This window comes from Pseudomonas putida NBRC 14164 (assembly GCF_000412675.1).
GTDB lineage: Bacteria > Pseudomonadota > Gammaproteobacteria > Pseudomonadales > Pseudomonadaceae > Aquipseudomonas > Aquipseudomonas putida.
Map to the genome: position 1 here is coordinate 4383247 of NC_021505.1, position 24998 is coordinate 4408244.

The 24998-nt window shown below is 62.4% G+C and carries 21 protein-coding genes and 7 tRNA genes; 6 read left to right on the plus strand and 22 right to left on the minus strand.

What is annotated here, in order from left to right:
- Positions 1 to 92: 92 nt before the first annotated feature.
- Both leuD and leuC read right to left on the minus strand, forming a co-directional pair.
- Positions 93 to 737 (minus strand): 3-isopropylmalate dehydratase small subunit, encoded by a 645-nt coding sequence (leuD, locus tag PP4_RS19340; protein ID WP_016500869.1) that lies wholly within the window; start codon positions 735 to 737, stop codon positions 93 to 95.
- The gene (gene leuC, locus PP4_RS19345) at positions 734 to 2167 is read right to left on the minus strand and encodes a 3-isopropylmalate dehydratase large subunit (protein ID WP_016500870.1); all 1434 of its coding nucleotides are present in this window, start codon (positions 2165 to 2167) and stop codon (positions 734 to 736) included. Before leuC ends, leuD begins: the two co-directional genes overlap by 4 nt.
- 131 nt (positions 2168 to 2298) lie before the next feature.
- Between leuC and PP4_RS19350 the strand changes: the two genes are divergently transcribed.
- Entirely contained in the window at positions 2299 to 3177 is an 879-nt protein-coding gene (locus PP4_RS19350) for a LysR family transcriptional regulator (RefSeq protein ID WP_016500871.1), read from the plus strand.
- Positions 3178 to 3238: 61 nt separating this feature from the next.
- A complete protein-coding gene (locus PP4_RS19355; RefSeq protein WP_016500872.1) occupies positions 3239 to 6535 on the plus strand; it encodes a PAS domain S-box protein in 3297 nt (1098 codons plus the stop codon).
- Between the two features lie 63 nt (positions 6536 to 6598).
- Here PP4_RS19355 and PP4_RS19360 read toward each other — a convergent pair whose 3' ends face one another.
- The 12 genes from PP4_RS19360 to gltX all read right to left on the minus strand — a co-directional run bounded on the left by PP4_RS19360 (position 6599) and on the right by gltX (position 12959).
- Positions 6599 to 7042, minus strand: coding sequence for an Hsp20 family protein (locus tag PP4_RS19360; protein ID WP_041168109.1), 444 nt, complete (start codon positions 7040 to 7042; stop codon positions 6599 to 6601).
- A gap of 225 nt (positions 7043 to 7267) precedes the next feature.
- Positions 7268 to 8239: a tRNA dihydrouridine synthase gene (locus PP4_RS19365; protein WP_016500874.1), complete on the minus strand. Its 972-nt coding sequence runs from the start codon at positions 8237 to 8239 to the stop codon at positions 7268 to 7270.
- A 50-nt stretch (positions 8240 to 8289) separates the two neighbouring features.
- On the minus strand, positions 8290 to 8724 hold the full coding sequence (locus PP4_RS19370; protein WP_016500875.1) for an acyl-CoA thioesterase: 435 nt from the start codon (positions 8722 to 8724) through the stop codon (positions 8290 to 8292).
- Between the two features lie 185 nt (positions 8725 to 8909).
- Positions 8910 to 9743: an alpha/beta fold hydrolase gene (locus PP4_RS19375; RefSeq protein ID WP_016500876.1), complete on the minus strand. Its 834-nt coding sequence runs from the start codon at positions 9741 to 9743 to the stop codon at positions 8910 to 8912.
- 15 nt (positions 9744 to 9758) lie between these two features.
- The gene (locus tag PP4_RS19380; protein WP_016500877.1) at positions 9759 to 10298 is read right to left on the minus strand and encodes a TetR/AcrR family transcriptional regulator; all 540 of its coding nucleotides are present in this window, start codon (positions 10296 to 10298) and stop codon (positions 9759 to 9761) included.
- Positions 10299 to 10469: 171 nt separating this feature from the next.
- Positions 10470 to 10545 (minus strand) — tRNA-Glu (locus PP4_RS19385).
- Positions 10546 to 10587: 42 nt separating this feature from the next.
- Positions 10588 to 10663, minus strand: a tRNA-Ala gene (locus tag PP4_RS19390).
- 62 nt (positions 10664 to 10725) lie between these two features.
- Positions 10726 to 10801: transfer RNA gene (locus PP4_RS19395), tRNA-Glu, on the minus strand.
- 42 nt (positions 10802 to 10843) lie between these two features.
- Positions 10844 to 10919 (minus strand) — tRNA-Ala (locus PP4_RS19400).
- Between the two features lie 53 nt (positions 10920 to 10972).
- A tRNA-Glu gene (locus PP4_RS19405) sits at positions 10973 to 11048 on the minus strand.
- A gap of 72 nt (positions 11049 to 11120) precedes the next feature.
- A tRNA-Ala gene (locus PP4_RS19410) sits at positions 11121 to 11196 on the minus strand.
- Positions 11197 to 11477: 281 nt separating this feature from the next.
- A complete protein-coding gene (gene gltX, locus PP4_RS19415; protein WP_016500878.1) occupies positions 11478 to 12959 on the minus strand; it encodes a glutamate--tRNA ligase in 1482 nt (493 codons plus the stop codon).
- A gap of 143 nt (positions 12960 to 13102) precedes the next feature.
- Between gltX and PP4_RS19420 the strand changes: the two genes are divergently transcribed.
- Positions 13103 to 14158: an HlyD family secretion protein gene (locus PP4_RS19420; RefSeq protein WP_016500879.1), complete on the plus strand. Its 1056-nt coding sequence runs from the start codon at positions 13103 to 13105 to the stop codon at positions 14156 to 14158.
- Between the two features lie 49 nt (positions 14159 to 14207).
- Positions 14208 to 15698, plus strand: a complete 1491-nt coding sequence (locus PP4_RS19425) for an MDR family MFS transporter (protein WP_172488784.1) — start codon at positions 14208 to 14210, stop codon at positions 15696 to 15698.
- Between the two features lie 122 nt (positions 15699 to 15820).
- Here PP4_RS19425 and uvrB read toward each other — a convergent pair whose 3' ends face one another.
- Positions 15821 to 17836, minus strand: a complete 2016-nt coding sequence (uvrB, locus tag PP4_RS19430; RefSeq protein WP_016500881.1) for an excinuclease ABC subunit UvrB — start codon at positions 17834 to 17836, stop codon at positions 15821 to 15823.
- A gap of 287 nt (positions 17837 to 18123) precedes the next feature.
- On the opposite strand from uvrB, the gene PP4_RS19435 reads away from it, so the two are divergent.
- Together PP4_RS19435 and PP4_RS19440 are read left to right on the plus strand one after the other, a co-directional pair.
- Complete coding sequence (locus PP4_RS19435; protein WP_016500882.1) at positions 18124 to 19320, plus strand: amino acid aminotransferase; 1197 nt, start codon at positions 18124 to 18126, stop codon at positions 19318 to 19320.
- Positions 19321 to 19383: 63 nt separating this feature from the next.
- A tRNA-Asn gene (locus PP4_RS19440) sits at positions 19384 to 19459 on the plus strand.
- 58 nt (positions 19460 to 19517) lie between these two features.
- On the opposite strand, the gene PP4_RS19445 is transcribed toward PP4_RS19440, so the two are convergent.
- The 7 genes from PP4_RS19445 to PP4_RS19470 all read right to left on the minus strand — a co-directional run bounded on the left by PP4_RS19445 (position 19518) and on the right by PP4_RS19470 (position 24971).
- The gene (locus PP4_RS19445) at positions 19518 to 19919 is read right to left on the minus strand and encodes a cupin domain-containing protein (RefSeq protein WP_016500883.1); all 402 of its coding nucleotides are present in this window, start codon (positions 19917 to 19919) and stop codon (positions 19518 to 19520) included.
- A 208-nt stretch (positions 19920 to 20127) separates the two neighbouring features.
- Complete coding sequence (locus tag PP4_RS19450) at positions 20128 to 20688, minus strand: DUF1285 domain-containing protein (RefSeq protein ID WP_016500884.1); 561 nt, start codon at positions 20686 to 20688, stop codon at positions 20128 to 20130.
- A gap of 10 nt (positions 20689 to 20698) precedes the next feature.
- A complete protein-coding gene (locus PP4_RS19455) occupies positions 20699 to 21304 on the minus strand; it encodes a DUF4823 domain-containing protein (protein WP_016485497.1) in 606 nt (201 codons plus the stop codon).
- 66 nt (positions 21305 to 21370) lie between these two features.
- Positions 21371 to 22339, minus strand: a complete 969-nt coding sequence (locus tag PP4_RS19460; protein ID WP_016485496.1) for a GTP 3',8-cyclase MoaA — start codon at positions 22337 to 22339, stop codon at positions 21371 to 21373.
- Between the two features lie 107 nt (positions 22340 to 22446).
- On the minus strand, positions 22447 to 23082 hold the full coding sequence (locus PP4_RS19465; protein WP_016485495.1) for a TetR/AcrR family transcriptional regulator: 636 nt from the start codon (positions 23080 to 23082) through the stop codon (positions 22447 to 22449).
- Between the two features lie 245 nt (positions 23083 to 23327).
- Positions 23328 to 23555: a hypothetical protein gene (locus PP4_RS29895; protein WP_080642808.1), complete on the minus strand. Its 228-nt coding sequence runs from the start codon at positions 23553 to 23555 to the stop codon at positions 23328 to 23330.
- A 633-nt stretch (positions 23556 to 24188) separates the two neighbouring features.
- Positions 24189 to 24971 (minus strand): TatD family hydrolase, encoded by a 783-nt coding sequence (locus PP4_RS19470; protein ID WP_041167825.1) that lies wholly within the window; start codon positions 24969 to 24971, stop codon positions 24189 to 24191.
- Between the last annotated feature and the right edge of the window lie 27 nt (positions 24972 to 24998).

Below are 24998 nucleotides of genomic sequence, written 5' to 3' on the forward strand. Positions count from 1 at the left end.
GCTCCCACAGGGAACCAACAGCATTCAGGCCTGTGGTGACCCTTTGGGAGCTGGCTTGCCGGCGATGAGGCCAGCAAACTCACCTACATCACTCAGGCATCACGGAACAGCCAAGGCTGGCTGGCGCGGTGCTTGCCTTCGAAGGCCTTGATCGCATCGCTGTCCTGCAGGGTCAGGCCGATATCGTCCAGGCCGTTGAGCAGGCAGTGTTTGCGGAACGCATCGATCTCGAAGTGCAGCACCTTGCCATCCGGGCGGGTCACCGCCTGCGCTTGCAGGTCGACGGTCAGCTGGTAGCCCGGGTTGGCTTCAACCTGCTTGAACAGCTCGTCCACTTCTTCATCGCTGAGGATGATCGGCAACAGGCCGTTCTTGAAGCTGTTGTTGAAGAAGATGTCGGCAAAGCTCGGCGCAATGATGCTGCGGAAGCCGTACTCATCCAGTGCCCACGGGGCGTGCTCACGGCTGGAGCCGCAACCGAAGTTCTCCCGCGCCAGCAACACGCTGGCACCCTGGTAGCGTTCGTGGTTGAGCACGAAATCCTGGTTGACCGGGCGCTTGCTGTTGTCCTGGTACGGCTGGCCCACGTCCAGGTAACGCCATTCGTCGAACAGATTGGGGCCAAAACCTGTGCGCTTGATCGACTTCAAGAACTGCTTGGGGATGATCTGGTCGGTGTCGACGTTGGCACGGTCCAACGGCGCGACGAGGCCAGTGTGCTGGGTAAAGGCTTTCATGCTGCGCTCCCTTGGATCAACTCGCGGACATCGATGAAGTGGCCGGTCACCGCGGCAGCGGCCGCCATGGCCGGGCTGACCAGGTGGGTACGGCCACCGGCGCCCTGACGGCCTTCGAAGTTGCGGTTGGAGGTGGACGCACAGTGCTCGCCGCTCTCCAGGCGGTCCGGGTTCATCGCCAGGCACATCGAACAGCCTGGCTCACGCCATTCGAAACCGGCTTCGACAAAGATCTTGTCCAGGCCTTCGCGCTCGGCCTGGGCCTTGACCAGGCCCGAGCCCGGCACGACGATGGCTTGCTTGACGGTAGCGGCTACCTTGCGGCCCTTGGCGATTTCGGCCGCGGCGCGCAGGTCTTCGATACGCGAGTTGGTGCACGAGCCGATGAACACGCGGTCCAGCTGGATATCGGTGATCGCCTGGTTGGCGGTCAGGCCCATGTACTTCAAGGCACGCTCGATCGAACCACGCTTGACCAGGTCGGCTTCGGCAGCCGGGTCCGGCACGCGCTGGTCGACGGCCAACACCATCTCGGGCGAAGTGCCCCAGCTGACTTGTGGCTTGATCTGGCTGGCATCCAGCTCGACCACGGTGTCGAACACGGCATCGTCATCCGACACCAGGTCTTTCCACGACTCGACCGCTTGCTTCCACTGCTCGCCCTTCGGCGCATACGGGCGGCCTTCGACGTAGGCAACGGTGGTGGCGTCAGTGGCCACCAGGCCCACACGGGCACCGGCCTCGATGGACATGTTGCAGATGGTCATGCGGCCTTCCATCGACAATTCGCGGATGGCGCTGCCGGCGAACTCCATGGCGTGGCCGTTGCCACCGGCGGTGCCGATCTTGCCGATCACGGCCAGGACGATGTCCTTGGCGGTAACGCCGGCAGGCAATTGGCCTTCCACGCGCACCAGCATGTTCTTCATCTTCTTGGCGACCAGGCACTGGGTGGCGAGCACGTGCTCAACCTCGGAAGTGCCAATGCCGTGGGCCAAGGCACCGAAGGCGCCATGGGTGGAGGTGTGCGAGTCGCCGCAGACCACGGTCATGCCAGGCAAGGTGGCCCCCTGCTCCGGGCTGATGACGTGGACGATGCCTTGGCGTTCGTCATTCATCTTGAATTCGACGATGCCGTACTCGTCACAGTTTTCGTCAAGGGTCTGCACCTGCAGGCGCGACACCTGGTCGACGATGGCCTCGATACCGCCCTTGCGCTCTGGCGTGGTCGGCACGTTGTGGTCGGGGGTGGCGATGTTGGTGTCGATGCGCCACGGTTTGCGGTTGGCCAGGCGCAGGCCTTCGAAGGCCTGGGGCGACGTCACTTCGTGGATGATGTGGCGGTCGATGTAGATCAAGGACGAGCCGTCATCACGGCGCTTGACCTCATGGGCTTCCCAGAGTTTGTCGTAGAGCGTTTTGCCAGCCATCAGACTGTTCCTCATCAGCGTCTTTCTATGCCAAAGACCCCTTGGCTTGTACGGACGATGCTAGGGGGTTAGATTGAATAACTCAAATTCATAATTTTTATGCTTTGGATAACCCAAAGGAATACGACTACATGGACCTGGCCAACCTCAGTGCCTTTATCGCCATTGCCGAAACCGGCAGCTTTTCCGGGGCTGCCGAACGGCTGTTCCTGACCCAGCCGGCCATCAGCAAACGCATCGCCGGGCTGGAGCAGCAACTGGGGGTGCGCCTGTTCGACCGGCTGGGCCGCGAGGTGACTTTGACCGAGGCCGGGCGCGCCCTGCTGCCACGGGCCTACCAGATCCTCAATGTCCTTGATGATACCCGACGCGCCCTGACCAATCTGACCGGGGCCGTGAGCGGTCGTCTGACCCTGGCCACCAGCCACCACATCGGCCTGCACCGCCTGCCGCCACTGCTGCGGGCGTTCACCCGCCAGTACCCGGCCGTGGCGCTGGATATTCAGTTTCTGGATTCCGAACAGGCCTACGACGAAATTCTGCATGGCCGCGCCGAAATTGCCGTGATCACCCTGGCGCCCGACCCGCATCACCTGGTCAAAGCCGTGCCGGTGTGGGACGACGCCCTGGACTTCGTCGCCGCCCCCGAGCACCCGCTGGCCAACAACCATGAGGTCAGCCTGGCGGATGTCGCCCGCCACCCGGCGGTATTCCCTGGCGGCAACACCTTCACCCACCATATCGTCCAGCGCCTGTTCGAAAGCCAGGGCCTTACGCCGAACATCGCCATGAGCACCAACTACCTGGAAACCATCAAGATGATGGTGTCGATCGGCCTGGCCTGGAGCGTATTGCCGCGCACCATGCTCGACGAACAGGTTGCACCCATCGCCTTGCCGGGCATACAGCTGTCGCGCCAGCTAGGCTACATTCTGCATACGGAGCGAACGCTATCGAACGCGGCCAGGGCATTCATGGCCCTGCTCGACAGCCACGCAGGGCCCGCCTGACCGGCCGTCAGCCCGGTACTTCCAATTCAAGGACGCGTCATACGCCAAAGGTCTGGTACCGATGCCCAAATCAGCAAACCGCTTTTTGCGCCTGCCGCGTATCCCAGCGGCCGATCCCCAAGAGTCGGAACAGGCCTGGCAGAACGCCCCACAACTGCTGGCAGCCCTCAACGGTGCGCGCCTGGGGGCCTGGCTATGGGATATCGAAAGCGGCCGGGTCAGCTGGTCACGGGGCACCCAGGCCCTGTTCGGCTTCGACCCGCAGCGGCCGTTGCCCGCCGATGTCGACTACCTCGACCTGCTGCCCGAGGAAGACCGCGCGCGCACGCGCCAGGTATTCCAGGCGGTGTTCAACGGCGAGCCGGTGGAACAGGCCATGCGTCACCGTATTCGCTGGCCGGACGGTAGCCTGCACTGGCTGGAGATCAACGGCAGCCTGACCCACGACCAGCATGGCCGGCCACAAATGATCGGGGTGATCCGCGAAATCACCCGCCAGCGCGAACGGGAAACAGCGCTGATCAATTCGGAAAAGCGCTTCGCCACCCTGTTCCACCTCAGCCCCAACGCCATTCTTCTCACCCGCCGCCACGACGGCATGATCTTCGAGGTCAACCAGCACTTCGAAGACATGTTCGGCTGGCCCGGCAGCCAGGTAATAGGCAAGACCAGCCTGGAGCTGGGCCTGTGGGTCAACCCCGAACAGCGCCACCAGGTGATGGAGTCGACCCGCGCCAGCGGCGGCCCGCTGATCATGGAGGTGCAGTTCCGCGCCACCAGCGGCAAGGTGCATGACGGCATCCTCTGCACGCAGGGCATCGAACTGGAGGGCGTCACCTTCCTGATCAGCACCTTTGTCGACACCACCGAACGCAAGCGCGCCGAGCAGGCGCTGAAGGACAGCCAGGAGCGCCTGGACCTGGCCCTGGACTCGGCGCAGCTGGGCACCTGGGACTGGCACATCCCCAGCGGCATGCTCTACGGCTCGGCCCGCGCCGCGCAACTGCACGGCCTGCCGCCCACCCCTTTTCACGAATCGTTCGATGCGTTTTTCGAGGGGGTGCCAGAGCAGGAACGCAACTCGATGCGCCAGGCCTACCGCAGCCTGCGCGAAGGGCCCGCCGGCAACTACCAGATCACCTACCGGGTGCAGCTGGAAAGCGGGATTTCGCGTTACATCGAAAGCCGCGCACGGCTGTACCGCGACGAGCAGGGCAACCCGCTGCGCATGGCCGGCACCCTGCTCGACATCACCGACCAGGTAGAGCGCGAGCAGCGCCTGAGCGCCTCGGAAGAGAAGTTCGCCAGCCTGTTCCAGGTCAGCCCCGACCCGATCTGCGTGACCCGCCAGGACACCGGCCAGTTCATCGAGATCAACCCGGCGTTCAGCCAGACCTTTGGCTGGGACAGCGGCCAGGTGATCGGCCGCACCGCCGAGGAAATCGGCCTGTGGGCCGAGTCCATCGAGCGTGCGCAACGTATCGAGCGGGTGATCCGCGAACAGGCCTTGAGCAACGTCGCCGTGGTGGTCAACCACCGCAACGGCGCGCCGTTGACCTGCGTGATCTCCAGCCGCCTGATCACCGTTGACGACCAGCCCTGCAGCGTTACCACCCTGCGCGACATCACCCAGCAGCAACGCGCCGAGGCGGCGCTCAAATCCAGCGAAGAGAAGTTTGCCAAGGCCTTCCACTCCAGCCCCGACGCCATCACCATCACCGAACGCCACAGCGGCCGGTACCTGGAAATCAACGACGGCTTCTGCCGCCTGACTGGCTACAGCGCCGCCGATGTGGTCGGCCACACGGTGTACGAAATCGGTATCTGGGCCGACGACAAGCAGCGCAGCGCGTTGCTGGCCGAATTGCGCGACCGCGGCCGGGTGCATCACCGGGAAATGCTCGGCCGTAACAAGCGCGGCGATATCCTCACCGTTGAAGTCTCTGTCGAGCCGATCACCCTCAACGAAGTCGACTGCCTGCTATTGACTGCCCGCGACGTCAGCCAGCTGAAGAACGCCCAGGCGCAGATCCGCCACCTGGCCTATCACGACCCGTTGACCAACCTGCCCAACCGCGCCCTGCTGATGGACCGCCTGAGCCAGCAGATCGCCCTGCTCAAGCGCCATAACCTGCGCGGCGCCCTATTGTTCCTCGACCTCGACCACTTCAAGCACATCAACGACTCACTGGGCCACCCGGTGGGCGACACGGTGCTGAAGATCATCACCGCCCGCCTGGAAGCCAGTGTGCGCCTGGAGGACACCGTGGCCCGCCTGGGTGGCGACGAGTTCGTGGTACTGCTCAGCGGCCTGGAGGGCAGCCGTGAGCTGGTGGAGGCAAAAGTCCGTGAACTGGCCGACACCCTGCGTGAACTGCTGGCCGAACCGATGTCGCTGGATGGCCAGCGCCTGCAGGTAACGCCCAGCATCGGCGTGGCGCTGATCCCCGACCACGGCACCACCCCGGCCGATCTGCTCAAGCGTGCCGATATCGCCCTGTACCGGGCCAAGGACTCCGGGCGCAACACCACCCAGCTGTTCCACACCACCATGCAGAAAGCTGCCAGCGAGCGCCTGCGCATGGAAAACGACCTGCGCCTTGCCCTGGCCCGTGGCGAACTGGCGCTGCACTTCCAGCCGCAGGTGGATGCCCGCGACAACCGTATCGTCGGCGCCGAGGTGCTGCTGCGCTGGCACCACCCGCAACTGGGCCAGCAGCCGCCCGCACAGTTCATTCAAGTGCTGGAGGAAAGCGGCCTGATCCTTGAAGTTGGCAGCTGGATCCTGGATGAAGCCTGCGATGCTTGTGCACGCATGCTGACCGACGGCCTGATCGATGCGGATGATTTCAGCCTGTGCGTGAACATCAGCCCGCGACAGTTCCGCCAGAACAACTTTGTCGAGCGCGTGCTGCGCAGCCTGGACGATTACCGGCTGCCTCGGCACATGCTCAAGCTGGAGATCACCGAAGGCATCGTCATCCAGAACCTGGAAGACACCATCAGCAAGATGCGCGAACTGAAGCGTTACGGGGTGAGTTTCGCCATGGACGACTTTGGCACTGGCTATTCGTCGCTGACTTACCTCAAGCGCCTGCCGGTCGATGCGCTGAAGATCGACCAGACCTTCGTGCGCGATGCACCGATCGACCCCAACGACGCCGAAATCGTCCGCGCCATTGTCGCCATGGCCCGCAGCCTGGACCTGGCAGTGATTGCCGAGGGGGTGGAGCTGACCGAGCAACTTGAGTTTCTCGAACAGCTGGGCTGTCACCTGTACCAGGGTTACCTGCACAGCCGGCCGTTGCCGTTGCCGGAATTTCGCAAACTGTTGCAGGAGGCGCCGGCAGACTACTGAAGCAGATGCAGGCGACCACAAAAAAAAGGGCACCCGAGGGTGCCCTTCTTCATTGCAGCGTGATCAGTTCAGCGCTGGTTTTTCGCCATTGATCGGGATGCGCTTGGCCTTGGCTTCTTCAGGCACGATGCGCAGCAGGTCGATGCTGAGCAGGCCGTTGGCCAGGCCGGCGGCTTTCACTTCGATATGGTCGGCCAGGCGGAACGACAGCTTGAAGGCGCGTTGCGCGATACCCTGATGCAGGTAGGTCACTTCAGTGGCGCTATTGTCGCGCTTGCCACCGGTTACGGTCAGGACACCTTTCTCGACCTGCAGGTCGAGGTCCTGCTCCTGGAAACCGGCTGCGGCAACCACAATGCGGTAGTGGTCCTCGCCATGCTTTTCCACGTTGTAGGGCGGGTAGCTGCTACCGGCCTCATTACGTGCCGCGGATTCGAACAGGTCGTTGAAACGGTCGAAACCAACGGAATGGCGGAACAGTGGAGCAAGAGAGAAAGCGGTAGTCATGGTCATAAACTCCTGAGATTCAGCAAGTAAGTCATTACGCGACCCGGCTTCGGCATCGCGTACTCAAAAGATATGGCCGAGGGAAAAGCTTTCAAGGGGCAATGAGTAAAAAAATTGAAATGGGTGTAGCCCTTTTTGCGGGCATGCCCGCTCCCACAGGATCGCCACAGGCCTCAGGACCAGTGGACTACCTGTGGGAGCGGGCGCGCCCGCGAAGAGGCCAGCTCAGGCAACACAGGCCTCCAAAGCCTGCACCTCAACCCCCAGCAACCGGCTGATCCGCGCGCAGTCATCTTCCCTGCGCAACTCGGCAAACAGCACCACCGCCTCGGGGTAACTGCGGGTCAGCATCGCCAACCACTGCTTCATCCGCCCCGGCGCATAGCGCGGTGACAGTTTGGCCTGGGCCTGACGCCAGAACTCGCGCAACAACGGCAGCAGGTCATCCCAGCTCATCGGCTGATAGTCGCGCCCGTCACGCGCGGCGGCAATCTGCAGGCCCAGGTCAGGGCGCGATACCAGCCCTCGACCCAGCATGATGTCTTCGGCCCCACTCACCTCGCGGCAGCGGCGCCAGTCATCGACGGTCCAGATCTCGCCATTGGCGAACACCGGTACCTTGACCACATCCTGCACCCGCGCCACCCACTCCCAATGCGCCGGCGGCTTGTAGCCTTCGACCTTGGTCCGCGCATGCACCACCAGGTGCGCCGAGCCGCCCTCTGCCAACGCAGTGGCACACTCCAGCGCGCCGTCCGGGCTCTCGAAGCCCAGGCGCATCTTCGAGGTTACCGGGATATGCGCCGGCACCGCGCGGCGCACCTCACGCACGATGGCGTGCAGCAACTCCGGCTCTTTGAGCAGCACGGCACCACCCCGTGACTTGTTCACGGTCTTGGCCGGGCAGCCGAAGTTCAGGTCGATCACGGGCGCACCCAGCTCACAGGCCAGCGCCGCGTTTTCCGCCAGGCATACCGGGTCCGAACCCAGCAACTGCACGCGCATCGGCACCCCGGCGGCCGTGCGTGCACCCTGGCGCAACTCGGGCGCCAGCTTGTCGAACGAGGACGCCGGCAGCAGGCGGTCGCACACGCGAATGAACTCGGTGACGCACCAGTCGATACCGCCCACGCGGGTCAATACGTCGCGCAGGATGTTGTCAACCAGCCCCTCCATGGGGGCCAGGGCAATTTGCATGTCGGGGTCTCGGCGGAAAAGCCGGCAGTCTAACAAAAATTGCCGGCGATTCAGGCGCCGATCAGCGCCGGACCGTAACCTTCGACGAATTCCGCCGGCATGCGCTTGGGCTTGCCACTGGACAACTCGATGCAGGCAAAGGTGGTTTGCGCGCGCAGCAGGGTTACGCCGTCACGCGGGCGCTTGAGCTGGAAGCGCCGGGTCATGCGCAGGCGCTGATCCCAGTCGATGATCCAGGTGGCCAGTTGCAGTTCGTCGTCCTCATAGGCGGCGGCCAGGTAGTCGATTTCGTGGCGCACCACAGCCATCGCCCGGTCCAGGCGCCGATACTCGGCCAGGTCCAGGCCTAACCGTTGGGAGTGACGCCAGGCGCACCGCTCCAGCCAGGTGACGTACACCGCGTTGTTTGCGTGGCCGAGGCCGTCGATGTCCTCGCTGCCGACGCGCAGGTCGATGACGAAGGGTGTTGCCAGGTCCCAGCTCATGTTCGCTTCCTTGGCAAAAAAGTCGATTTAGCAGCGACCTGCAGGGCAATGTCCAGCCCCTGCGCAAGATTTACCGGCCTCATCGCCGGCAAGCCAGCTCCCACAAAAACGGCGCAGGATTCCAGGTTTGCGCCATACCTGTGGGAGCTGGCTTGCCGGCGATGAGGCCAGCACAGGCAACACCATCAGGCGGTTTGTCGCGCTCGCACGTCAGCCCGGGCCAGCAATTCGAGCACGGCCTCACCCAGCCGCGGATCGGACAGCACCCGCTGGTGGCCGCCCTGCTCCAGCAGCATCAGGCGGCTGTCGAACCAGGCCTTGTGAATAACCTGGGCTTCATCGGCGGCCACCAGGGCATCATCGGCGGCATGCACCACCAACCCCGGAAGCTCCAGCTGGTAACCGGTAACATCCAGCCGCGCGATCTGCATGCCCACATCTCGCTCTACCTGGCGAATGAACGCCGCCCGCGCACGCGCCGGCATCCCCAGATGATGAGCAAAACCGCGCAGCACGCCCAGCAGCCGCGCCGGGGCAGCAATACTGACTGCTGCCTCTGTGCGCAGCCCCATCTGCAAGGCCAGCAATACACTGGCACCGCCCATGGAGTGGCCAATCACCGCCCGCAGCGGTGGCAGCTCGGCGGCGGCCTCCAGCAGCGCCCGGGCGAACAGCACCACATTGGCCTGTTCACCAGGCGAGCGGCCATGGCCCGGCCCCTCCAGCGACACCACCGTGTGCCCGGCCTGGACCAAGGTTTCGATCAAGGCGGCAAACTGGGTCGGGCGCCCTTCCCAACCATGCATCAGCAGCACCGTCGGCCCCTTCCCCCAGCGCAAGGCAGACAACCCGAAGCGCAGGGTGATGCGCTCGGCGTTGGCCAGTACGGGCAGCTCCCAATCCCGAGGCGGCAGATTGCGCGGGGTCATGAAGGCACGGCGCATCTTGCCCGCGACATGCTCGGGGGCCAGGCGGCCCAGGGTGCCATTGACACCACGAATCCAGCTCAGGGTAGTCATCGCCATGCTCCAGGGTTAAAGCACCGCCGATTTGGCGGCGCGCAGAATACGGTCAGACAGCTCGCTGGTGCCCAAGGCCCGGGCCAGGGCAAGGCCACCGACCATGAGCGCCAGGTCGGCCAGGGCCTTGTCGGCATCTTCAGGGCGGTCGACCATGGCTGCAGTCATCAGCTCGATGTGCTCGGCCAATACCTCGCGGAAAACCTCCGGAAGGCGCTGCATCTCGCCCAGCGAGTTGGGCAGCGGGCAAGCATGCACCTCGGCATCCCGGTGTTTGCGCGACAGGTAGAAGGCACTGGCGAGCGCCCGGCGGCCCGCCCCATCGAGGTTGGGATCGATCTGGGCGAGCAAGGCGCGGCGCTCACCCAACAGCTGGCGGAAGGCTTCGAGCATCAGCTCGTCCTTGCTGTCGAAGTGGGCATAGAAACCGCCGACGGTCAGCCCTGCTGCGCCCATTACCTGGCTGACGCTGGGCTCGGCCGGGCCGTGCTGGATCAGCGCGCTGCGTGCCGCTTCCAGGATGCGCTCGCGGGTTCTGCTCTTCTTGTCGGTCATCGGGCATTCGCCATTCAAAATATGATGATCGAAATATTATCTATATCATATTTTTTGGCAAGCGAAATTTCACGCCGCTTGTCAGCCGCACAATTTTCGGAAGGGAAAAAAACAAAAGGCTCATTCAATAAGCGAATGAGCCTTTAAAGTCCCGCAAAACGCGGGTAAATATGGCGTCCCCTAGGGGACTCGAACCCCTGTTACCGCCGTGAAAGGGCGGTGTCCTAGGCCACTAGACGAAGGGGACGTAACCTTCGCAAAGATTCACTTGCGTGAACCCTGGCAGAAATGGTGGAGCTAAGCGGGATCGAACCGCTGACCTCCTGCATGCCATGCAGGCGCTCTCCCAGCTGAGCTATAGCCCCGAAACAAAAGGCTCATCAATAATCGACGAGCCTTTTTAAGCCCTGCAAAACGCAGGAAAAAGTGGCGTCCCCTAGGGGACTCGAACCCCTGTTACCGCCGTGAAAGGGCGGTGTCCTAGGCCACTAGACGAAGGGGACGTAACCTTCGTGCCGGCCCGCTTACGCGAACCGCGGCAAAATTGGTGGAGCTAAGCGGGATCGAACCGCTGACCTCCTGCATGCCATGCAGGCGCTCTCCCAGCTGAGCTATAGCCCCGGATTTCTAGCCTCGCGGCCCAGCGACATAATGAAACATCGCTTGTGTAAAACTGGCGTCCCCTAGGGGACTCGAACCCCTGTTACCGCCGTGAAAGGGCGGTGTCCTAGGCCACTAGACGAAGGGGACGAACCTTCTTACCTTCAAGACCCGGTTGCTGGACCCGGTCTTGCTTGCCAGCCGTGGCTGACAAGCGGAATTTGGTGGAGCTAAGCGGGATCGAACCGCTGACCTCCTGCATGCCATGCAGGCGCTCTCCCAGCTGAGCTATAGCCCCACAATGTCGCTTTGAACTGAATCGCTGGCTGGGTGGCTGGCGTTTCGTTTTCGTTCATCGCTGTGGACGGGGCGCATATTAAGATCGGATTGCAGGGCTGTCAAACGAAATTTTGAAAATATTCAAAAGTTTTTTCACAGATAACAATCACTTACCGCCCTGCCCCGGTTTTTCGGGCTTCAACTGGGCCTGTGGGAGCGGGCGTGCCCGCGAATGCGATGGTAGATCAAACACCGCATTCGCGGGCACGCCCGCTCCCACAGGTTAGGTGTAATGCTGAATCAGGCGATGGAAGCCAGCAGCTTTTCCCACTCTTTGTTTTCTTTCTTCGACACACCACCCAGCAGGTCCAGGGCCTGGCGCAGACGGTAGCGGGTCAGGTCGGGGCCGAGGATTTCCATGGCGTCCAGCACCGACACCGAGCTGGCCTGGCCAGTAATGGCGGCGAACATCAGCGGCATGGCATCACGCAACTTCAGTTCCAGCGCCTCGACCACGGCCTGGATGCAGCCGGTGATGCGCTCTTTTTCCCACTGGCGCAGGCTTTCGAGCTTCCACAGGATCAGCTGGATCACCTGGCGCACCTGGTCGGCCGACAGTTTCTTGCTCTCGAACAGCTTGGCATCCAGCTTCAGCGCACCTTCAAAGAAGAACCCGCCCAGCGGGGCAACCTGGCTGAAGGTCTCGACCCGGCCCTGCACGTGCGGGGCAATCTTCATCATGTAGTCGCTGTTGAATGCCCACTTCTGCAGGCGTGTGGCGAATTCCTCGACCGGCAGTTCGCGCAGCCACTGGCCGTTGAGCCAGGACAGCTTCTCGATGTCGAAGATCGGGCCACCCAGCGAAATACGCGACAGGTCGAAGTGCTCGACCATCTCGTCCAGCGAGAACTTTTCGCGCTCGTCCGGCATCGACCAGCCCATGCGGCCCAGGTAGTTGAGCATCGCCTCAGGCATGAAGCCCATGCGCTCGTAGAAGGTCACCGAGGTCGGGTTCTTGCGCTTGGACAGCTTGGACTTGTCGGGGTTACGCAGCAGCGGCATGTAGCACAGCTTGGGCTGCTCCCAGCCGAAGTATTCGTACAGCTTGATCAGCTTGGGCGCCGACGGCAGCCACTCTTCGCCACGCAGGACGTGGGTGATGCCCATCAGGTGGTCGTCGACCACGTTGGCCAGGAAGTACGTCGGCAGGCCGTCGTTCTTCATCAGCACCTGCATGTCCATGCGGTCCCACGGGATTTCGACATCGCCACGCAGCATGTCCGGCACCACGCAGATACCTTCGCTCGGCACCTTCATGCGGATCACGTGTGGCTCGCCAGCGTCCAGGCGGCGCTGCACTTCCTCGGCGCTCAGCAGCAGTGCGCGGCCGTCGTAGCGCGGGGTTTCACCGCGGGCCTGTTGCTCGGCACGCATCTGCTCCAGCTCTTCGGCGGTGCAGAAGCAATAGAAGGCGTGGCCGGCGTCAACCAGCTCCTTGGCATACTTCGCGTAGATCTCGCCACGCTCGCTCTGCCGGTACGGGCCGTGCGGGCCGCCAACATCCGGGCCTTCGTTCCATTCGATGCCGAGCCAGCGCAGGGCGTCGAAGATCTGCTGTTCCGACTCGCGCGTGGAGCGCAGCTGGTCGGTGTCTTCGATGCGCAGGATGAACTCACCGCCGTGCTGCTTGGCAAAGCAGTAGTTGAACAGGGCGATGTAGGCAGTGCCGACATGGGGGTCGCCGGTAGGCGATGGCGCGATACGCGTGCGTACGGTGGTCATGGAAGGTCTCGAACTGAAGATGAAACAAAGGCGGGATGTTAGCAGGAGGCAGGCACCGGGCTCCAGCAATGGCGCGAACGTCACTTGTCGACAGGCCCTGCGGCACTGTTAAATTTGCTTACATTTCTGGAACGATAGTCCCCATGCCTGCCCAACTCAAACGCCGCCTGGCGATCTTCTTCACCCTAGTGGCCATCATCGCCCTCGCCTTCCTGGCCCACTGGTACTTCAAGGGCCGCTTCTACGAGAGCACCGACAACGCCTATGTACAGGGCGAGATCACCCGTATCTCCAGCCAGCTGGGCGCACGTATCGACGCGGTGCCGGTCGAGGACAACCAGCACGTCAACAAAGGTGACCTGCTGGTACGCCTGGAAGCGGCAGACTTTGACCTGGCGGTTGACCGCGCCCGCGCCACCCTGGCCACCCGTGAAGCGGAATACGCACAGGCACAAAGTCGCCTGACCCAGCAAGGTAGCCTGATCGCCGCCGGGCAGGCTCAGGTGGCTGCCAACCAGGCCACGTTCGACCGTTCTCGGGTGGACCTGAGCCGTGCCGAAAAGCTGCGCAAGCCAGGTTTCATATCCGAGGAACGGGTCACAACCCTGTCGGCAGACAGCCATGTTGCCGGCTCTCAGGTCGACAAGGCCCGCGCCGACCTGCAAAGCCAGCGCCAGCAGGTGAATGCACTGAACGCCGACCTCAAACGCCTCGATGCACAAATCGCCAACGCACGCGCCGACCTGGCCCAGGCCGAGCTGAACCTGACCCGTTGCGAAATCCGCGCGCCGATCAGCGGCACCATCGGCCAGCGCAATGCGCGCAATGGCCAGGTGGTGCAGGCCGGCGCCTACCTGCTGTCGATCGTGCCCGACGAAGACATCTGGGTGCAGGCCAACTTCAAGGAAACCCAGATCGGCCACATGCAGCCCGGCCAGCGCGCCGAGCTGCTGTTCGACAGCTACCCGGACACCCCCATCGAAGGCCGGGTAAACAGTGTGTTCGCGGCCTCGGGGGCGCAGTTCAGCCTGCTGCCACCCGATAACGCCACCGGCAACTTCACCAAGGTGGTGCAGCGCATCCCGGTCAAGCTCACCTTCAGCGCCGACAACCCGCTGCATGGGCGCATCCGCCCCGGCATGTCGGTGACCGCCACCATAGACCTGCGCAGCGAGAGCGAAGGCCACGATGGCCGGTGACCAACTGCTCAGGCCCAGCGACGAGCCTACCCGGCGCGACTGGATCGCGGTGATGAGTGTGATGCTCGGCGCGTTCATGGCGGTGCTGGACATCCAGATCACCAACTCGTCACTGAAGGACATTCAGGGTGCCCTGTCGGCAACCCTGGAAGAAGGCTCGTGGATTTCCACCTCGTACCTGGTGGCGGAAATCATCATGATTCCGCTGACCGCCTGGCTGGTGCAACTGCTGTCTGCCCGACGCCTGGCCGTGTGGGTTTCCGGGGGCTTTCTGTTGTCGTCACTGCTGTGCTCGATGGCCTGGAACCTGGAGAGCATGATCCTGTTCCGCGCCCTGCAAGGCTTTACCGGCGGCGCGCTGATCCCACTGGCGTTTACCCTCACGCTGATCAAGCTGCCCGAACACCACCGCGCCAAAGGCATGGCGATGTTCGCCATGACCGCCACGTTTGCCCCCTCCATCGGCCCCACCCTGGGCGGCTGGCTGACCGAGAACTGGGGCTGGGAGTACATTTTCTACATCAACATCCCGCCGGGCCTGGTGATGATTGCCGGCCTGCTGTACGGGCTGGAGAAGAAAGACGCGCACTGGGAACTGCTGAAAAGCACCGATTACGCAGGCATCGTCACCCTGGGCCTGGGTTTGGGCTGCCTGCAGGTGTTTCTTGAAGAGGGGCACCGCAAGGACTGGCTGGAGTCGCACCTGATCGTCGGCCTGGGCAGCGTCGCCTTGGTCAGCCTGATCACCTTCGTCATCCTGCAGTTCTCCAAGCCACACCCGCTGATCAACCTGCGCATCCTCGGTAACCGCAATTTCGGCCTGTCGAGCATCGCCAGCCTGGGCATGGGCGTAGGCCTGTACGGGTCGATCTACCTGCTGCCGCTGTACCTGGCTCAGGTGCAGGGCTACAACGCCTTGCAGATCGGCGAGGTGATCATGTGGATGGGGGTGCCGCAGCTGTTTCTGATCCCGCTGGTGCCACAGCTGATGAAAGTGGTGTCGCCCAAGCTGCTGTGCGCCCTGGGGTTCTGCCTGTTCGGCGCCGCGAGTTTCGGCTCGGGGGTGCTCAACCCGGACTTTGCCGGGCCGCAGTTCAACCATATCCAGATCATCCGCGCCCTTGGCCAGCCGATGATCATGGTGACCATTTCGCTGATCGCCACGGCTTACATCCAGCCGCAGGACGCGGGGTCGGCATCGAGCCTGTTCAATATCCTGCGTAACCTGGGCGGTGCGATTGGCATCGCCTTGCTGGCCACGCTGCTGGATGCGCGGACCAAGGTGTATTTCGACTACCTGCGCGAAGCGGTAGTGCCGAGCAACCCGCAGGTGGCGGAACGGCTGGCGCAACTGGCCGAGCGGCTGGGCAATGACAATGCGGCGCTGGGCAAGTTGAGCGAGATCACCCACCAGCAGGCCATGATCATGGCGTACAACGACGCGTTCCACTTTGTCGGGATCGGGTTGGCAGTGAGCATGGTGGCAGTGTTGCTCACCCGCAAGCTGCCGGAAGGGTTGAAGGCTGGGGAAGCTCACTAGCTTGTGCTGGGCCTATCGCCGGCATGCCAGCTGCCACAGGTACCGGGCAAATTTTGAATGCAGCGGCACACCTGTGGGAGCTGGCTTGCCGGCGATAGGGCCAGTTCAGCCACCCAAAGGGATCAGCTGGTAATCAACCGCTCGCGCAGCTGGGTAATCTCGTCGCGCAGCTGCGCCGCAGCTTCGAACTCCAGGTCGCGGGCGAACTGCATCATCTTCTCTTCAAGCTGCTTGATACGCTTGGTGATCTCGCCCGGCGTACGCAGCTCGGCCTCGTAACGGGCGCTCTCTTCTGCCGCCTTGGCCATGCCCTTGCGCTTTTTGCTGCGCGCGCCAGGCACGGTGGCGCCTTCCATGATGTCGGTGATGTCCTTGACCACGCCCTTGGGCACGATACCGTTGGCTTCGTTGAAGGCGACCTGCTTTTCACGGCGTCGCTCGGTTTCGTCAATTGCCCGCTGCATCGAGCCGGTGATGTTGTCGGCGTACAGGATGGCCCGGCCATTGAGGTTACGCGCAGCGCGTCCGATGGTCTGGATCAGCGAGCGCTCCGACCGCAGGAAGCCTTCCTTGTCGGCATCGAGGATCGCCACCAGCGAAACCTCCGGCATGTCCAGGCCTTCGCGCAGCAGGTTGATGCCCACCAGCACGTCGAAGGTGCCCAGGCGCAGGTCGCGGATGATCTCTACCCGCTCCACCGTGTCGATGTCCGAGTGCAGGTAGCGCACCCGCACATCGTGGTCGGCCAGGTAATCAGAAAGGTCCTCGGCCATGCGCTTGGTCAGCGTAGTGGCCAGCACCCGCTCGCCCAGCGCCACGCGCTTGCGGATTTCCGACAGCAAGTCGTCCACCTGGGTCAGCGCCGGGCGTATCTCGACCTGCGGGTCTACCAGGCCGGTCGGACGCACCACCTGCTCCACCACGCGCCCGGAATGCTCGGCCTCGTAGGGGCCCGGGGTAGCGGACACGAAGATGGTCTGCGGGCTGACATCCTCCCATTCGTCGAAACGCATCGGACGGTTGTCCAGTGCCGAGGGCATGCGGAAGCCGTATTCGACCAGTGTTTCCTTGCGTGAACGGTCGCCCTTGTACATGGCACCGACCTGCGGAACGCTCACGTGGGATTCGTCGATCACCAGCAGTGCATCGGCTGGCAGGTAGTCGTACAGGGTGGGTGGTGGCGCACCGGCCGGGCGCCCGGACAGGTAGCGCGAGTAGTTCTCGATGCCGTTGCAGTAACCCAGCTCCATGATCATTTCCAGATCGAAACGGGTGCGCTGCTCCAGGCGCTGTGCTTCTACCAGCTTGTTGGCCTTGTGCAGGTACTCCAGGCGCTCCTTCAACTCTTCCTTGATGCCCTCCACGGCCTCCAGCAGGGTTTCCCGCGGGGTAACGTAGTGGCTCTTGGGGTAGAAGGTGAAACGTGGCAACTTGCGGAAAACCTCGCCGGTGAGCGGGTCGAAGGCGGCGATGTTCTCCACCTCGTCATCGAACAGTTCGATGCGGATGGCTTCAAGGTCCGACTCGGCCGGGAAGATGTCGATCACATCACCGCGCACGCGGAAGGTGGCACGGGCAAAGTCCATTTCGTTGCGGGTGTACTGCAGGTCGGCCAGCCGGCGCAGCAGTGCGCGCTGGTCGAGCTTGTCGCCGCGGTCCACATGCAGGACCATTTTCAGGTAGGACTCGGGGCTGCCCAGGCCATAGATGCACGACACGGTGGTGACGATGATTGCATCGCGCCGCTCCAGCAGCGCCTTGGTCGCCGACAGGCGCATCTGCTCGATGTGGTCGTTGATCGAGGCGTCCTTCTCGATGAAGGTGTCCGACGACGGCACGTAGGCCTCGGGCTGGTAGTAGTCGTAGTAGGAAACGAAATACTCAACCGCGTTGTTGGGGAAGAAGGCCTTGAACTCGCCGTACAACTGCGCGGCCAGGGTCTTGTTCGGCGCCAGCACCAGCGTCGGACGCTGCACCTGGGCGATGACGTTGGCGATGCTGAAGGTCTTGCCCGAACCGGTCACGCCGAGCAGCGTCTGGTGCGACAGCCCCGCCTCGATGCCTTCGACCATCTGGCGGATGGCCTCGGGCTGGTCGCCGGCCGGCTGAAAACGGGTGACGAGCTGGAACTCGGACATGTTTGACCTCGCGGTGTTGCAGCAACTGTAAATTTAGCCAGTAGTCTATACCCAAATGCGGCTATCCGGGGGCGCTTTCAAGGCCGGGCTGTGAGCGCTTGTTACAGTGGACACGGCAATTAGACCAATGGTCGAAAAATATTTGCGCAAATAGCCGGAAAAGCTGTGCCAGAGTGTCGCAGTGACCGGGCGGTATCACTATACTGACTCCCCGTTTGTGCACCGCTTCAGTGCATTCGGCTGGAGCGTGTACGTCCTATCACTCTCCAATCAGAGCCAAGGTAACAATGAGCCTGTTTTCCGCTGTCGAGCTGGCACCCCGCGACCCTATCCTGGGCCTCAACGAAGCATTCAACGCCGACCCACGTACCGACAAGGTCAACCTGGGCGTTGGCGTGTACTGCAATGAGGAAGGCCGCATTCCGCTGCTGCGCGCCGTGATCGAAGCCGAAACCCAGCGTGCCGCCCAGCACGCCTCGCGCGGCTACCTGCCGATCGACGGCATCGCCACTTACGACCAGGCCGTGCAAAAACTGATCTTCGGCGCCGAGTCGCCACTGCTGGCCGCTGGCCGCGTGGTCACCGTGCAGGCCGTTGGCGGCACCGGCGCGCTGAAGATCGGCGCCGACTTCCTCAAGCGCCTGTCGCCCAATGCCGTGGTTGCCATCAGTGACCCGAGCTGGGAAAACCACCGCGCACTGTTCGAAACCGCCGGTTTCCCGGTACAGAACTACCGCTACTACGACGCGCCTAGCAACGACGTCAACCGTGCCGGCATGCTCGAAGACCTGAACAACCTGCCGTCCGGCTCGATCGTCGTGCTGCATGCCTGCTGCCACAACCCGACTGGCGTCGACCTGGGCCTGGACGACTGGAAAAACGTCCTGGAAGTGGTCAAGGCCAAGGGCCATGTGCCGTTCCTCGACATGGCCTACCAGGGCTTTGGTGACGGTATCGCCGAAGACGCCTTCGCCGTGCGCCTGTTCGCCGAGTCGGGCCTGGAGTTCTTCGTTTCCAGCTCGTTCTCCAAGTCGTTCTCGCTGTACGGCGAGCGCGTTGGCGCACTGTCGATCGTCACCGGCAACAAAGACGAAAGCACTCGCGTGCTGTCGCAGGTCAAGCGCGTAATCCGCACCACCTACTCCAACCCGCCGACCCACGGCGCGACCATCGTCGCTACCGTGCTGAACAGCGACGAACTGCGCCAGATGTGGGAAGCCGAGCTGGGCGAGATGCGCCAGCGCATCCACGGCATGCGCCAGCAAATGGTCAGCCTGCTGGCTGAATATGGTGCCAAGCGCGACTTCAGCTTCGTTGGCCGCCAGGCGGGCATGTTCTCCTACTCGGGCCTTACCGTTGAACAAGTGGCGCGCCTGAAGAACGATTTTGGCATCTACGCGCTGGACACCGGCCGCATCGCGGTTGCCGCGCTGAACCAGAGCAACATCCACGTGGTGACCAAGGCCATCGTCGAAGTGCTGTAACTTATTGATTTGCCTGGGAGAGGCTTGACATCTCCCGGGCAATCAGTAACATATGGCGCAGATTCCGCGATAGCTCAGTCGGTAGAGCAAATGACTGTTAATCATTGGGTCCCTGGTTCGAGTCCAGGTCGCGGAGCCAAACATTGAAAAGCCCCCGGGTGCGCAAGCAACCGGGGGCTTTTTGCATTGCATCGGATTTACTGACCCAGCGGCTCGGTCACTGGCTTGCCCTCGTCCACCAGGCTCCAGACCAGCAGCTTGGCGGGCTGGGTCTTGCTGGCATTGCGTGACACGCTGTGCACGGTGCCTGGCGCCTCGTACCAGTACTCACCGGCCTTGTAGGTCTTTTCCGGATCGTTGTTGAGCTTCGACACCACTGCCCCCTCCAGAACGTAGGCCATCACTGCGCCGGGGTGCTGATGCGCGGGCGATGCCTCGCCAGGGGCGTAGCTCACCGTAAGCATGACAGCCGTTTTGCCCGGGGCGTTCGAGGGTTGTTGCTGCTGCAGGACTTTGACCTGGTCGGCTACGTCGCCGTGGGCCCAGGCGGGGGCTTGGGCGGCGAGCAGGGCAAAAAGGACGATGGCCAAGGGTTTCATGGCGGGCTTCTCCTGGATGGCTAATGCCAGCAGGTTAGGCCTTCGTTGGCTGAAGACAAATGGCCAATTCGAGGTAAAAGCAGGGGGCCGATCTTACCTGTGCCGCCCTCTTCGCGGGCACGCCCGCTCCCACAAGCTCATTCGCCACAGGTGCTGTACCTGGGGAGCGGGCATGCCCGCGAAGAGGCCGGTACAGGCAACCAAGAGCTCAGCTGCTACGCCCAATCGGGTAGAACACGCCCTGGCTCCAGACCCCCAGCCATTCTTCGCCGTCGATTTCACGCGCCACCGCCAGCTCTACCAACTGATAGAAAACATTGCGGTGAATCAGCGCCTCAAGGTTGCTGCGCATCAGCACATAGGGCGATGGCTCCTGCGTCACCGGGTCGATCACTACCCGCAGGGGATTATCCGGCCCGGCGTCAACCTGGTCCTCGACATTGCTGGTGAAGCGTAGCACCTGCTGCTCCCCCTCCCCCAGCACCTCCAGCGCCACGGCCACGAATGGGGCATCGTCGACGCGGATGCCAACCTTTTCTACCGGGGTAATCAGGAAGTAGTCATCGCCATCGCGGCGAATGATCGTGGAAAACAACCGCACCATCGGTTTGCGCCCGATCGGCGTGCCCAGGTAATACCAGGTGCCATCACGGGCAATGCGCATGTCGATGTCACCGCAAAAATCCGGGTTCCACAGATGCACCGGCGGCAGGCCCTTGGCCTTGGGGATCTGTGCCAGAAGATCATTGGCCTTGCCGGAGTCACTCATCACGCCTGCCTCATTCGCTCATACCCAGAAGGCTACGAGCGTACTCGCGCATCGGCGCACCAAGCAAATCCTCCGGGGTGTTGTCGTGGAACGTCAACAAACCGCCACGGCTCTTGATGCGTGCGGTGTCGATCAGGTAGCGGGTATTGGTTTCGATCAACATCATCTGCACCACGCCAGTGTCCCACCCCAGCCGGTCGACGGCCTGTTCGTCATACCACTCATCGCCATTGCCGATGCGGTCGTCGGTACGGGCGAAGCGGGTGTACAGGACGTAGTCGGCACCCACCGAGCGTGCCTGGGCAATGGCGTCTTCCAGGCCCAATGGGCCTTGGGCGCGGCGCACCAACGGGAAATACTCGACAAAGCTCTTGAACGCCTCGTCAGCCACCGCGTTCTGCCGTGGCACCGGCCCCTTGCCCGGCGGCACGAATGCGCCCTGGCCGATGAAAATGAACGAATCGGGCTGCAGGCGGATCGACAGGGTACGCCGGGTATCGCTGTGGTCCAGCAGACCGGCATCGCTCATGTGATAGCGGACGCCTTCGCCCATATCGCTGACATTCATGCAGCCGCCCAGCGCCATCAGCGCCAGCAGCAAGACCAGGCTACGCATCTTTCCTCCAGTGGCCGGCGACGAAAAACCGGCGAATAGCCGGCGGATGCAGCTTTTGCGCCAGCTTCAGCCGCCAATCACCTTCATCACCATCACATCACCGGAAAACGCCAGGTCCTGCTTGTCTGCCAGCGCCTTGACCAACAGGCGCTGCAGGGCCGGCAGGGCCTGATGACGCGGCTTTTCCAGCAGGTCACCGACGAAGTGGCGATTGCTCGAAGACAGGCAGCCATGCAACCAGCCCGTGGAGGACAGGCGCAAGCGCGAGCAGGTACGGCAAAACGGCACGCTCTCGTTGGCGATGATGCCGAAGTGGCCAATGCCCGGGATTTCATAGCGCAGGGCTGTAGCGTCCAGCGGCGCATCGACCTGGACATAGGCATACTTGCCGCCGATCAGCGCCAGCAACTGGTCGAGCCCGACGAACTGCTGCACAAAGGCATTGTGCTCACGGGCCAGGTGGCCCATGCGCATGAGTTCTATGAAGCGCAACTCGAAGCCGCGCTCCAGGCAGTAATCCAGCAGCGGCAATACCTGGTCGAGGTTGTGCCCGCGCATTGGCACCATGTTCACCTTGATTCGCATGCCCAGCGCAGTGGCCTGCTCCATACCCGCCAGCACACTGGCCAGGTCGCCGCCCCGGGCAATGCGGCGGAAGGCCTGGGGGTCGAGAGTGTCGAGGGAAACATTCAGGCGTCGGATACCCGCCGCTTGCAGCTGGGGCAGTTTGCGCGCCAACAGCTGGCCATTGGTGGTCAGCGAGATATCGTCGAGGTCGAGCTTGGCCACTGCGGCCAGAAAGGCATCCAGGCGCGGGCTCACCAGCGGCTCACCCCCTGTGATGCGCAGGCGCTCGATACCAGCCGCTTCGATCAGGTAAGCCACGCCGCGGGCCAGGGCATCTGCCGAGAGTTCGTCTTGCGCCGCCACCAGGCGTTTGCCGTCGGGCACGCAGTAGGTGCAGGCATAATTGCAAGCAGCCGTCAGGCTGACACGCAGGTTGCGAAAGCGCCTGCCTTGACGATCGACAATCATGAATGACTCCGGCATGGATGATAAGGGGCAGGCGAAACCTGACTCATAAATCAGGTTTTTGCAAGCCCCCGCACCCTGCCGGTTCCAGCGTCAAGTGACGGAACGCTTCAGTTCGTCGGTTCCGGATCGCGTTTGCGTTTGTTGCCCATGCGCACACCGATGTCCATCAGGAACTGGAAGAAACCTTCCTGATCCTCAAGCACATTGCTCCAGAATGGCGAGTGGTACAGCGCAACGGCGCCGTGCACCAGCGCCCAGGCGGCGCAGTAATGGAAATACGGGGGTACGTCTTCGAGCTTGCCTTCGCTGATGCGGCCCTTGATCAGCTGAGTCAGGCGATCGAAATTGGAGGCACGGATACTGTGCAGTTGCTCGACCATTTCCGGCACCTGGTTGCCCTTGACCACCTTCTCTTCCAGGCGATCGAACAACCGGTAACGTTGCGGGTCGCGCATGCGGAACTCGAAGTAGGCGCGTGACAGGGCTTCCTTGTCACGGTCGACGTCGGCCGAGTGCAACAGTTCGTTCAGGTCGCGCTCATAGTCGAGCATCAGGCGCAGGTAGATTTCCGCCTTTGACTTGAAATGCTTGTAGATCGTGCCTTTGCCGATACCCACGGCGTCGGCGATCATTTCGACAGTGACGCTGTCCTCACCCTGTTCGAGAAACAGCTTGAGCGCGGTGTCGAGGATTTCCTGTTCGCGACGGCGAAACTCACGGACCTTACGAGGTTCTTTCTGCATGGGAAGGACTGGATGACAATCGAAGCGGTTTATTATGCCTAACTTGCAAGAAATTGCACGGATCATCCACGCATGTCTGTGTTTCACCATGCTTACTGCCATGCGCTGTGGAAGGATTGAAACCTCGGCGTATTCCAAATTTGTTTAAAAAACGACCAATATACGCTGGCACTGCGCCAAACCTGACCAATACTTGAAGTGTTGGCGCGGCGCATCCCCCCCAAGTGGCGCGCCGATAAAGGTGCTCAGGGACCGCGTACCTTTGTTTTACTCCTAATGGTCTTAACCCGGATTCCCCCCCCAGAACCCGGGTTTTTTTTGCTTGCGCGACGGGCCGCACAGCGACCCGCACTCCCCGCTCGATGTTTGTGCTGTACCGTGCCTGTGATCTTGATCTTGATCTTGATCTTGCTTTTGATCTTCGCGACTTCAGGAGGCCGAACGCAGGCCTTGCGAAGGGAGGTGACGGGCATGGATGCCCGTCAAGCGCTGGGCCCCAGGATGGGGCCTGCAGCGCGGTCCTCCCGGGAGCAAGGCCGGAGTGAGGGAACCCTGGAGCGCAGCGCAGGGGCCGGATGATCGGAGCGCAGCGTTTTTTGGTTACTTTTTGTCGCGTTTGACAAAAAGTGACTCGCCGTAAGGGCGAAAAGGTGAGTCAGCGTCGCCATCGCAAATGGCCTATCCGCTATATCAAAACCACTACATAAGCTTCTTGGCTTTTACGATGTGCGCCTTGATACAAGTGTAGACATTCGTTCGCGCAGGTGGCGCTGAGTCACCTTTCCGCCCTTCCGGCGGGTTACTTTGGTCTTGGCCAAAGTAACCAAAGCCGTCCGCTCCCATCATCCGGCCCCTGCGCTACGCTCCGGGGTTCCCTCGCTCCGGGCTTGCTCCCGGGAGGACCGCGCTGCAGGCCCCATCCTGGGGCCCAGCGCTTGACGGGCATCCATGCCCGTCACCTCCCTCCGCAAGCCCTGCGCTCGGCCTCCTGAAGTCGCAATCTGTGTCGCCTGAGCTACCGCGCGCTTAGAAGCCAAAGCAAGTGCAAGTACAAGTGCAAGTGCAAGTGCAAGTGCAAGTGCAAGTGCGCTCAGGCTCATGCGCCATCAAGCCACCCGTGCCAACGGGAACAACCGCTTGAAGTTGGCAGTAGTCTGCTCAGCCAGTTGCTCATAACTGGCGCCCCGCAACGAAGCCACATACTCCGCCACTTCCCGCACATACTGTGGCAAGTTCGGTTTGCCACGGTACGGAATGGGTGCCAGATACGGCGAATCGGTCTCGACCAGCAAACGATCGACCGGCACCTGCCGAGCCACTTCACGCAGGGCATCGGCATTGCGGAAGGTAACGATGCCAGACAGCGAGATGTAATACCCCAGGTCCAGCGCGGCCTTGGCCATCTCCCAGTCTTCGGTGAAGCAATGCAGCACACCAGCCTGCGGCAGGTTGACCTCGCGCAATAGTGCCAAGGTATCGGCGCGTGCCGCACGGGTGTGCACGATGACCGGCTTGCCGGTCTGCCGCGAGGCTTCCAGGTGCAGGCGGAACGAAGCCTGCTGCAGCTCGGCAGCTTCCGGCTCATAGTGGTAATCCAGCCCGGTTTCACCTATCGCCACCACATGGGGGTGGGCCAGCTCGCGCAGCAGCCATTCCAGCGCTGGGGTTTCACCCGGTGCCAGGTCCAGCGGGTGCACACCCACCGAGCAATCGACATCGGCGTACTGTTCGCTCAACGCCTTCACTGCACCGGCGTTTTCGGCACTGACGCCAATACACAGAAAATGACCGACCCCGCGCTCACGGGCCGCCTGCAAAGCAGCATCGAGGGAGCCCTGGTGGGCACTCAGGTCAAGACGGTCAAGGTGGCAATGGGAATCTACGAGCATGGGATAACGGCACACATGAAAAAATGA